This window comes from Micromonospora sp. C97 (assembly GCF_018070385.1).
Taxonomy (GTDB): Bacteria; Actinomycetota; Actinomycetes; order Mycobacteriales; family Micromonosporaceae; genus Micromonospora; species Micromonospora parva.
This window is the reverse complement of sequence record NZ_JAGPXU010000026.1, coordinates 87460-97243: the sequence shown is the minus strand read 5'-3', so window position 1 is coordinate 97243 and position 9784 is coordinate 87460. Positions and strand designations below refer to the sequence as shown.

Sequence of the window (9784 nt, the reverse complement as noted above, 5' to 3'; positions counted from 1 at the left end):
GCCCGGAGCCGGGCACGGTCGGCCCCCGCCCCCAACCGCAACACTCAAGACCACCGCACCGGGATCTCCACAGGCGGCTCACCCTCACCAGCCCAGAAGATCGTGCCGGTCTCGTCGACCACCACCACCCGGGGCGTCCGGGCCAGACCCCAGGTGATCGCCTCGGCCGGCTGGTCCCAGCTCGGCGCTTCCTCCAGCACCCCGGTCTCGGCACCGGCGTCGTCTCCGGCCGACCGCTCCCAGTACGCCGTCCAGACCTGCTGACCAGCGGACATGTCCGGGTGCACGAAGACGGTGCCGCGCCCGCGCCAGGCAGCGAGCCGCTCCGGGACCACCGGCACCGGCGTCTCACCGGTGACGGCCTCCAGGTCCTCCACGCCGAAGGCGTGCGGCAGCAGCTCGGCCATCCGCAGTGGCCGGGTCTTGCTCTCGATCAGGCACTCCGGCCCGCCGTGCTCCCAGAGCAGCTGCCGGCACCGGCCGCACGGCATCAACGGCTCGCCGGTCGCGTCGACGCAGGAGAGCGCGACGAGCCGACCGCCACCGGTGGCGTGCAGGCTGGACACGACCCCGCACTCGGCGCAGAGCGTCACCCCGTACGCGGCGTTCTCCACGTTGCAGCCGACCACCACCCGGCCGTCGTCGACCAGCGCGGCGGCGCCGACCGGGAACGTCGAGTACGGCGCGTACGCGTGCCGCATCGCTTCGGTGGCGGCAGCGCGCAACTGCGCCCAGTCAATGTCGGTCATGTCATCATTCTGCCGAAGTAGCCCAGGTCAGAAGCGGGCAGGGCCGGGTCCCCGGCCCTGCCCGCAGCGGTCTGTGGTGATGGTGGTCAGCCCTTGATGTACGGCTTGCCGTCGGCGGCCGGTGCCCGGACCCGGCCAACCAGCCCGGCGACGGCCAGGATGGTCGCCAGGTAGGGCAGCATGGCCAGGAACTGGCTGGGGATCGAGCTGCTGATCGCGCCCAGGTAGGTGGCGAGCTGGTCGGCGAACCCGAAGAAGAGGGCGGCGAGCAGCGCGCCGGTCGGGTTCCACCGGCCGAAGATCAGCGCGGCCAGGGCGATGAAGCCCTTACCACCGATCATGTTCTTGGTGAACGAGTAGAGCGCCAGCGTGTAGGACGCGCCGCCGATGCCGGCGACCACACCGGCCAGCAGGACGTTGCGGTAGCGCACCCGCAGCACCTTGACGCCGAGCGTGTCGGCCGCGATCGGGTGCTCGCCGACGGACCGGGTACGCAGCCCCCACCGGGTGCGGAACAACGCGATGTGGATCACCAGGACCAGGAGCAGCCCGAGGTAGAGGAAGATGTTGCCGCGGAACAACGCCGGCCCGAGCACCGGGATGTCCTTCAGCAGCGGGATCTCCCAGTTGCTGAAGCGGGGCGCGCTGTTGTACCTCGCGGCGTCGGTCTGCATCAGCCGCTCGTAGAGGAAGCCGGTGACGCCGACCGCCAACAGGTTCAGCACGATGCCCATGACGACCTGGTCGACCAGGTAACGGATGGCGAAGACGGCGAGCAGCAGCGAGATGAACGCGCCGCCGATGGCGGCGGCGACCAGGCCCACCCAGACGCTGCCGGAGATGCTGCCGAAGAGGGCGCCGCTGAACGCGCCCATCAGCAGCTGACCCTCGATCGCCACGTTGACCACGCCGGAGCGTTCGCAGAGCACACCGGCGAGCGCGCCAAAGATCAACGGCAGGGCCAGGATGAAGGTGCCCCGGATGATGTTGACCAGCGGCATGAAGTTCTGCCCGGTCGGTGCGGCGGAGATCTGCCAGCAGAGGAACGACAGCACGAAACCGACCAGCCCGACGGCGAGCACGGGAAGGAACCACCGCTTCGGCACCCCGGCGAGGAGCGCCGCACCGGCGGCGATCGCGATGATCCCGAACAGGATCGCCCCGATCGTGCCGTTGATCTCCAACGCGGCGCCGGCCGCGTCGTCGCTGAGGGTGAACCGGGCCTGCTGGTCGGTGGCGAGCGCGCCGAAGAGCACCGCGGACAGCAGACCGAGCCCCAGCAGCGTGAGGCCGACCTTGCGGCTGCGGGTCCAGAAGCCCTCGTCTACCGGGGCGACGGCGATGTCGGGGACAGCCATGGTGGACATCAGTTACCAGCCCTTCGCCAGGCTCGTCTGCAACCGGGCGGCGCGGGCGGCCCGGAGCTGGAAGATCGCCTTCACCAGGGCCGGCGCGGCGATGAAGATGACGATCAGCGCCTGGAGCACCGTCACCAGCTCCAGCGAGATCCCGGAGTACGACTGCATCCGGTTACCACCGGCCTGCAGCGCCCCGAACAGCAGCGCGGCGAGCAACACCCCCCAGGGCTTCACCCGCCCGAGCAGCGCCACCAGGATGCCGTCGAAGCCGATCTGCGCGACCACCAGCGGGGTCAACGCGCTGGCGGTCGAGCCGAGCACCATGTTCGAGCCGCCGAGGCCGGCCAGGATGCCGGCAAAGACCATGATCAGGATGTACGTCCGGGTGACGCTGATGCCGGCGGTCCGGGCGGCGTCCGGGTTGGCACCGACCGCACGCAGCTCGAAGCCGAGCGTCGAGCGGTTGAGCAGCCAGGCGACCGCCCAGGTGGCCAGCACGGCGAGCAGGATGCCGGCGTGCACCCGCAGGTTGTCGCCGAGCAGTCGGGGCAGCTGGGCGGAGGTGTCCACCGCCTTGCTGATCGCGTCGGTACGGGTCGGGTCCTGCACGCCGTTCTGCACGATCAACCAGGTGAGGAAGTACGTGGCGACGTAGTTCAGCATGATCGTGTTGATCACCTCGTGCGCGCCGGCCCGGGCCTTGAGGATGCCGGGGATGAAACCCCAGATCGCTCCGCCCAGCGCGCCGGCCAGCACCGCCACCAGCAGGTGCAGGCCCGGCGGCAGCGGCAGCAAGAAGCCGGCCAGCGCCGCCATGATCACGCCGATGGTGGCCTGGCCCTGGGCGCCGATGTTGAACAGGCCGCCACGGAAGGCCAACGCCACCGACAGACCGGTGAAGACCAGCGGCGCCGCGTAGGTCAGCGTCTCCGAGATCGGCGCGAGCACCGCCTGCCAGCCGTTGGCGCCGTCCAGCCAGCCGGAGAACGCCTCGGGGTCGAAGATCGAGCCCTTGAACAGGTTCGCGTACGCCTCGCTGACGAGCGTCCAGCTGGAGTTGATCGCGTCGGACGGGCGGGAGGTGATGTACGAGTACGTGGAGAGCACATCGGGATCAGAAATGATCATCAGTACCGCGCCGACCACGATCGCCAACACCAGCGACAGCAGGGTCACCGTGAAGGTGTTGGCCGCCCAGAGGTTGTCCAGGAACAGCCGACCCAGGCTCGGCTTCGACCCCGGCTCCGGCTTCGCCGCCGGGCGGTCCGGCTCGGTCGCCACCTCGGCCCGTTCGGTGTTGCCGAGCGCGTTCTGCGCCGCCTGCGCCTCGCTCGCCGGCTCCTTGTCCGGCGAGCCGGACTGCGGGTTGGGTGAGTCGCTCATGCCGTCACTCCGCTTCGCTGCGTGACGCCATGAGGCACCAACGCCCTGCAACACCGATTCACTCGCTGCCGCTCGCTCATGCCGTCACTCCGCTTCGCTGCGTGACGCCATGAGGCACCAACGCCCTGCAACACCGATTCACTCGCTGCCGCTCGCTCATGCCTCGTCCTCGCTCGCGGAGCCCGGGTCGCTCGCCGGGCTCCCGTCGGTGGCCGGCCCGTCGCCGGGCGCGGCGTCCGTGTTGCGCTCGTTCGCCGAGTCCGGGGTGATGCCGGCCATCAGCAGGCCGATCTCCTCACGCGGGGTGTCCGGGCCGACGATGCCGATGATGCGACCGCGGTACATCACCGCGATCCGGTCGGCCAACCCGATCACCTCGTCGAGTTCGCTGGAGACCACCATGACGGCAGTGCCGACGTCCCGTTCGTGGATGATCTGGCTGTGGATGAACTCGATCGACCCGACGTCGACGCCACGGGTCGGCTGGGCGGCGATGAGGAGCTTCAGCGGCCGGGACAGCTCCCGGGCCACGATCACCTTCTGCTGGTTGCCGCCGGAGAGAGTGCCCACCGCCGCGTCGGCCGATGACGTGCGGACGTCGAACTGCTCGATCCGCTCCTTCGCCGAGGCGGCGATCGCGTCCGGCTTGAGGGCGAGCCCGGCACCGAACGGCGGCCGGTCGTAGATGTCCAGCACCAGGTTCTCCGCGACGCTGAACTCCTTGACCAGGCCGTCCACGCTGCGGTCCTCGGGCACGTAGCCGACGCCCGCCCGGAGCACCCGCTTGGGCTTCCAGCCGTTGATCCGGTCGCCGACCAGGCTGACCGTGCCGCCGAGCACCGGGCGTAGGCCCATGATCGCCTCGATCAGCTCGGTCTGACCGTTGCCCTGGACGCCCGCCACGCCGAGCACCTCACCCGCCCGCACGGTCAGGTCGATGCCGTCGACGGCGCGGATCTGCCGGTCGTCGTCGACGACGAGCCCGGACACCTCCAGCACCGGCTCGCCCGGAGTGGCCGGGGTCTTGTCGACGGTGAGCCGGACGTTGCGCCCGACCATCAGCGCGGCCAACTCGTCCCGGCTGGCCTCCGGCGAGGCGGTGCCCACCGTCTTTCCGCGTCGGATCACGGTGATCCGGTCGGCGATGGCCTTGACCTCGCCAAGTTTGTGGGTGATGAAGACGATCGACTTGCCGGCCGCCTTGAGGGACCGCATCACCGTCAGCAGTTCCTCGGTCTCCTGGGGGGTGAGCACCGCGGTCGGCTCGTCCAGGATGAGCAGGTCGACGTCGCGGGTGAGCGCCTTGACGATCTCGACGCGTTGCTGGATGCCGACCGGCAGGTCCTCGATCACCGCGTCCGGGTCGACCCGCAGGTTGTAGCGCTCGGACACCTCGGTGACCTCGCGCCGGGCCCGCCGCCGGTCCAGGAAACCGGCGATGCCGCCTCGGACCTGCTCGGCGCCGAGCATGATGTTCTCGGTGACGGTGAAGACCGGCACCAGCATGAAGTGCTGGTGCACCATGCCGATCCCGGCACCGATCGCGTCGGACGGGCCCTTCAGCTTCAACGGCTTGCCGTCGACCAGGATCTCGCCCTCGTCGGGCTGGTAGAGCCCGTAGAGCACGTTCATCAGGGTCGACTTGCCCGCGCCGTTCTCGCCGAGCAGGGCATGAATCTCTCCAGGCTCCACCGTCAGGTCGATGTGGTCGTTGGCGACCAGATCACCGAACCGCTTGGTGATGCCGCGCAGTTCGAGTCTCAGCGCAACCTCCTGGAGTGCGAGCGATGGTGCAGCCTAGCTGCCGTCAACCCGGCCGGAGCGGCCCGGCTGACGTGGTGCGCGATCGGCCGCTCCGACCCCACGGTCACCCGCAGGGCCGAAGCGGCCGATCGGTCGTACCTGTCCCCCGCCGACCTCCCCGATGATCTCACCGGAGGAGCCGTGCGGTTGTCACTTGGTCGGCTGAGCCTTCGAGGTGACGGTGATGGTGCCAGCGGCGATGTCAGCCTTGATCTTGTCGACCTCAGCCTTCAGCTCGGCCGGAACCTTGCTGTCGAAGTCGTGGTACGGGGCGATCGAGACACCGTTGTTGGCCAGGGTGCCGACGAAGCCCGGGTTGGCCGGAAGCTTGTCACCGGCGGCAGCCTTCACCACGGCCTCCTTGACGGCGTCCGGGATGTTCTTGACCACGGTGGTGATGATCGCCGAGCAGTCCGGGGTGCTCTCGCAGCCGTCGACGTCCACCCAGATGGTGCTGTACTTGCCACCCGAGGCCTTGGCGGCGGCGGTGGTGCCGAGGCCGGAGCCGCCGGCGACCGGCATGATGATGTCCGCGCCCTGGGCGACCAGCGCGTCGGAGACCTTCTTGCCCTCGTCCTGCTTGTCGAAGGCGTTGGAGAAGGAGCCCTTCTGGGTCTCCTTGTTCCAGCCCAGCGCCTGGACGTTCTTGCCCTTGGCCTTGTTGTACTGCGCGACGCCGTCGACGAAGCCGTCCATGAAGATCGTCACCGGCGGGATCGGCACCGCACCGTAGGTGGCCACCTTGCCGGACTTGGTCATTCCGGCGGCCAGGTAACCGGCCTGGAACGCGGCCTGCGCGGTGTCGAACTGCATCGGGTAGACGTTGTCCACACCCGGGTTGGCGTCGACGATGCCGAACACCTGGTTCGGGTTCGCCGCCGCGATCTTCTTAGTGGCGTTCTCCATCAGGCCACCGACCGCCAGGATGAAGTCGCACTTCTGGTTGACGAACTGCGTCAGGTTCGGCTCGTAGTCGGCCTCCGCCTTCGACGCGACGTACTTGATGTCGATGTTGTCGTTGGCGGCCTTGGCCTCCTGCAGGCCCTTCCAGGCCGAAGCGTTGAACGACTTGTCGTCGATGCCGCCGACGTCGGTCACCATGCAGGCGCTGAACTTCTTGGCGCCACTGCCGGCGTTGTTGTCATCCTTGGGCGCCTCGCCACAAGCGGCGGCGGTGAGCGCGAGCCCACCCACCGCGAAGATCGAGGCGATCCGCATCCCACGCACCGAGCGCAAGACGTCTCCTTCCCATTGCTCACCGCGCCTTGTGCGGTGGCAGCCCATCAGCCGGCCTGCGGGTGTGCCGCCGGCTGTCCCACGTTACGGACGGGAGCGTACGCCCGCGTCCACCCACCGGCCGACAATCGTGCACGACTGTTGAGCGCCTGTTACCCGGGTGTAACCCTTGCGTGGGGCAAGTCACTCTTCGTGCTGGTAGCCGAGCGCCAAGGTGTCCGCAACGTCCGTTTCCTGGAGGCGCTCACCCTCCCCGGACGTTACCGCCAAAAGACCGCTACCGCCGCGTTGACCAGGGTCAGGCCGACGATCGCGAGGAAGTGACCACGGTTGACCACGTCCCGCTTCCGGGAGAAGAAGACCATGACGAAGATCAGCAGCGCGATCACCAACTTCGTCACAAGTTTCGCCGGCGCCGGCTCGTCGCCGTCGCGTAGCGGCGCGGACAGGCCCAGCCCGGTCAGCAACTGGATCACCGCGCCCCAGAGCATGGCCTGGTTGATCCGCAGCCGACCGCTGGCGTACTGGGCGATCGAGCCGCCGAGCAGCAGGGCGAACCCGATCAGATGGACGTAGAGGAGGATGAGTCTGAGAGCTTCCACGCTCGCCATACTCCCCTATGAACGACGGATCGTAGTAGCGGGATCCGCCGACAGGCGCGAATCAGTCGATCAACCGGTCGTTCCCGGGGTGGAACCGGACATGGCCGGCTCGCGCGGCTGGTCGAGCACCGTCTGCGACCCGGCTCGGCTGTCACCGCCGAACGCGACGGCGACCCATCCGGCAAGGCTCACCGCAGCCAGGAGCACCACCGGCAGCGTCACCCGGTTCACCGAGGTCGCCAGCCACCACTGGATCTCGTTCGGGCCGGACAGGTAGGTCCCGATCAGAACCGCCAGGTAGTAGCCGTTGGCCGCCCACACCCAGCCGTCCGCCGCCAGCCCGGCGGCATGACGCCGCCCCCGCAGGAAGAGGGTGCCGATCAACGCCACCACCGCGGCGCCCACCAGCAGCGGACCAACCACGTCCCACAACGCCGCGACGGTGAACTGGAAGCGTTCCACCACCCCCGCGTCCCGAGCATCCGAGGTGCCGCTGGTGATGTCCGACTGGGCGTCCAACAGGCGGGCCAGCACCGCCCAGGCACCCCCGGCCAGCACCGGCAGCCACACCAGCGCCGCCCTCCGCAGGTCGGCGCGGCCCCGCACGGTGACCAGCACGGCCAGGCCCGCGACGGCGATCAGCCCCTCGTTCTTACTGAGCGCCGCGACGGTCAACAGCACCAGCGGCACCGCGGGTCGGCGCAGCGGATCCGCACCGAGCAGCAGCGCCACCGCCGCACCGGCGAAGGCGGTGGACCAGAGCGCGTCGGCGAGACCACCGGTCACTGCGTACGGGACGTTCGCCCAGGTTGCCAGGCCCACCGCGATGGCCAGCGCCCAGGCCACCCGCGCGGACACCCGGTTCAGCGCCCGCCGGACCAGGTAGACCAGCATCGCGACCGCCGAGACGGTGACCAACGTGCCGACGAGCTGCGCGGTACGGAAGTCCGGCTCGACGACGCTCCACACGGCGGCGACGGGCGCCGAGGCGAACGGCGGGTAGTCGGTGTGCGAGAAGACGAAGGCGGGGCTGCCGATCGTCGCCCGCGCGTACTCGCTGCCGTTGGCGAAGTAGCCGGCGTGCAGCCACCAGATGGAGTGGGCGTCCCACTGGAAGGCCGGCTCGAAGATCATGAAGCACGGCGGGAGCAGTGGCAGCGCGATCAGCAGGGCGTGCGACCACCCCCCGTACGGTGCCGACTCGCCGGGGCGGCGCGACAGCCACCAGGCGCCGGCCGCCCCGGCGACCAGCACCAGCGCGAGCCAGAGCAACAGCGGACCGCCGACGACCAGCATCAGGACCACCGCGACAGTGCTCAGGAGCGCCGCCGTCACCGGCGCGAAGAGCACTGCGAGGAAGGGACTGCGCAGCACCGCGAAGGCCAGCGGAAAACCGGCGGCGAGGAGGGCGAGCACGGCGAGCATCGAGGTGGGAGCCATGTCGTCAGCCGACCTTCCGGACGACCAGCCGCACGCCCGGGCTGGTCGGCCGCTTCCGCTGCACCGTGGTCACGCCCACCCAGTAGTCCCGAGGACCCGCCTGGACGACCACACATCCGCGCAGCACGGCAAGCTCACTCAACCGCTGTTGCCAGAGGTCCTTGTTCGCCCGGGCCGGGGTGAGCGAGATCCGGCTGCCGGCGGGCACCTGCTCGACGAACTGCTGCCAGAGCGTCTCCAGATCCACCTGATGCTGGAGGGCCGGAAGGTCGTGTTCCCGGTCGGTCATGAAGGCGACGCCACGGCCGGTGGCCTGCACGGCGCCCTGGGCGGTCAGCAGGAGGCAGCCCACACCGACGAGCGCCACGACGACCCGGGCGATCGTGGTCGGGTCCCGGCGCTTCGTGCTGGTCATCGGTCAGCGAGGGTCTTGGCGGGGATGCCGCCGGGACGACGCCGGGCTCGTTCCCGGCCCAGGATCCACAACGCCTCGATGCCGTCCCGCCAGGTGATCTTCTTGCCCTCCGCGCGGCCCCGCGCCCGATAGGTGATCGGCACGTCGTAGGGGCGGATCTGCCGGCGCAGCAGCTTGCCGGTCACCTCGGCCTCCATGCCGAACCCGCGCGACCGGATGTTCAACGACCGGAACAGCTCCACCGGCATCAGTTTGAAGCACGTCTCCACATCGCCGATGTAGGAATTGAAAAGAATGTTCGCCGCCGTGGTGACGCCGCGGTTGCCGACCACGTACCAGAAGCTGTAGGCACTGTGGCTGCCGAAGGTGCGGTTGCCGTAGACGACTGTCGCCTGCCCCTCCAACACCGGCGCCAACAGCTGAGGGATGTCCTGGGGGTCGTACTCCAGGTCGGCGTCCAGGATCACCATGTACTCGCCCCGGGCGTTGTCCACAGCGGTCCTGATCGCCGCGCCCTTGCCCGCGTTGCGCGGGTGGGTCACGACCCGCAGCCGCGCGTCATCCATCCGACCGAGGATCTCGGCGGTCTCGTCAGTGCTGCCGTCGTCGACCACCACGATCTCGATCTCGCACGGGTACTGCACGGCGAGGGCCTGCTTCAGGGCCTCCCCGACGCGTTCCGCTTCGTTGTAGACCGGCATCAAGATCGACAGTTGCACGAGAGTCTCCCCGGGAACAGCACCGGACGGCGGATGAAGGGCGGCGGGCCACCAGCGGCCAGTGAAACAAAAGCGCCAC

The 9784-nt window shown here is 69.3% G+C and carries 9 protein-coding genes; all 9 read right to left on the bottom strand.

Annotated elements, in window-relative coordinates; genetic code table 11:
• Positions 1–44 precede the first annotated feature (44 nt).
• The 9 genes from KBX26_RS26090 to KBX26_RS26050 all read right to left on the bottom strand — a co-directional run bounded on the left by KBX26_RS26090 (position 45) and on the right by KBX26_RS26050 (position 9705).
• The gene (locus KBX26_RS26090) at positions 45–749 is read right to left on the bottom strand and encodes a cytidine deaminase (RefSeq protein WP_030329045.1); all 705 of its coding nucleotides are present in this window, start codon (positions 747–749) and stop codon (positions 45–47) included.
• Between the two features lie 86 nt (positions 750–835).
• A complete protein-coding gene (locus KBX26_RS26085) occupies positions 836–2116 on the bottom strand; it encodes an ABC transporter permease (RefSeq protein ID WP_030329048.1) in 1281 nt (426 codons plus the stop codon).
• Between the two features lie 3 nt (positions 2117–2119).
• Positions 2120–3490 carry an ABC transporter permease gene (locus KBX26_RS26080; protein ID WP_210857648.1) on the bottom strand — a complete coding sequence of 457 codons (1371 nt, stop codon included), beginning with the start codon at positions 3488–3490 and terminating at the stop codon, positions 2120–2122.
• Positions 3491–3646: 156 nt separating this feature from the next.
• Positions 3647–5194, bottom strand: a complete 1548-nt coding sequence (locus tag KBX26_RS26075) for an ABC transporter ATP-binding protein (protein WP_307857910.1) — start codon at positions 5192–5194, stop codon at positions 3647–3649.
• A gap of 249 nt (positions 5195–5443) precedes the next feature.
• Positions 5444–6511 carry a BMP family protein gene (locus KBX26_RS26070; RefSeq protein WP_210857658.1) on the bottom strand — a complete coding sequence of 356 codons (1068 nt, stop codon included), beginning with the start codon at positions 6509–6511 and terminating at the stop codon, positions 5444–5446.
• 278 nt (positions 6512–6789) lie between these two features.
• Positions 6790–7131, bottom strand: coding sequence for a hypothetical protein (locus KBX26_RS26065; RefSeq protein ID WP_210857649.1), 342 nt, complete (start codon positions 7129–7131; stop codon positions 6790–6792).
• Between the two features lie 69 nt (positions 7132–7200).
• Positions 7201–8571, bottom strand: coding sequence for a hypothetical protein (locus tag KBX26_RS26060; protein ID WP_210866620.1), 1371 nt, complete (start codon positions 8569–8571; stop codon positions 7201–7203).
• A 4-nt stretch (positions 8572–8575) separates the two neighbouring features.
• Positions 8576–8986, bottom strand: coding sequence for a hypothetical protein (locus tag KBX26_RS26055; RefSeq protein ID WP_210866619.1), 411 nt, complete (start codon positions 8984–8986; stop codon positions 8576–8578).
• Positions 8983–9705 carry a glycosyltransferase family 2 protein gene (locus KBX26_RS26050; protein WP_030329062.1) on the bottom strand — a complete coding sequence of 241 codons (723 nt, stop codon included), beginning with the start codon at positions 9703–9705 and terminating at the stop codon, positions 8983–8985. The genes KBX26_RS26055 and KBX26_RS26050 overlap by 4 nt, the downstream gene beginning before the upstream one ends.
• Between the last annotated feature and the right edge of the window lie 79 nt (positions 9706–9784).

Excerpts from the sequence above, each read along its gene's own strand:
- KBX26_RS26080 (WP_210857648.1), bottom strand. The coding sequence starts at position 3,490 with ATGAGCGACTCACCCAACCCGCAGTCCGGCTCGCCGGACAAGGAGCCG.
- KBX26_RS26055 (WP_210866619.1), bottom strand. The coding sequence starts at position 8,986 with ATGACCAGCACGAAGCGCCGGGACCCGACCACGATCGCCCGGGTCGTC.
- KBX26_RS26085 (WP_030329048.1), bottom strand. The coding sequence starts at position 2,116 with ATGTCCACCATGGCTGTCCCCGACATCGCCGTCGCCCCGGTAGACGAG.
- KBX26_RS26060 (WP_210866620.1), bottom strand. The coding sequence starts at position 8,571 with ATGGCTCCCACCTCGATGCTCGCCGTGCTCGCCCTCCTCGCCGCCGGT.
- KBX26_RS26070 (WP_210857658.1), bottom strand. The coding sequence starts at position 6,511 with ATGCGGATCGCCTCGATCTTCGCGGTGGGTGGGCTCGCGCTCACCGCC.
- KBX26_RS26090 (WP_030329045.1), bottom strand. The coding sequence starts at position 749 with ATGACCGACATTGACTGGGCGCAGTTGCGCGCTGCCGCCACCGAAGCG.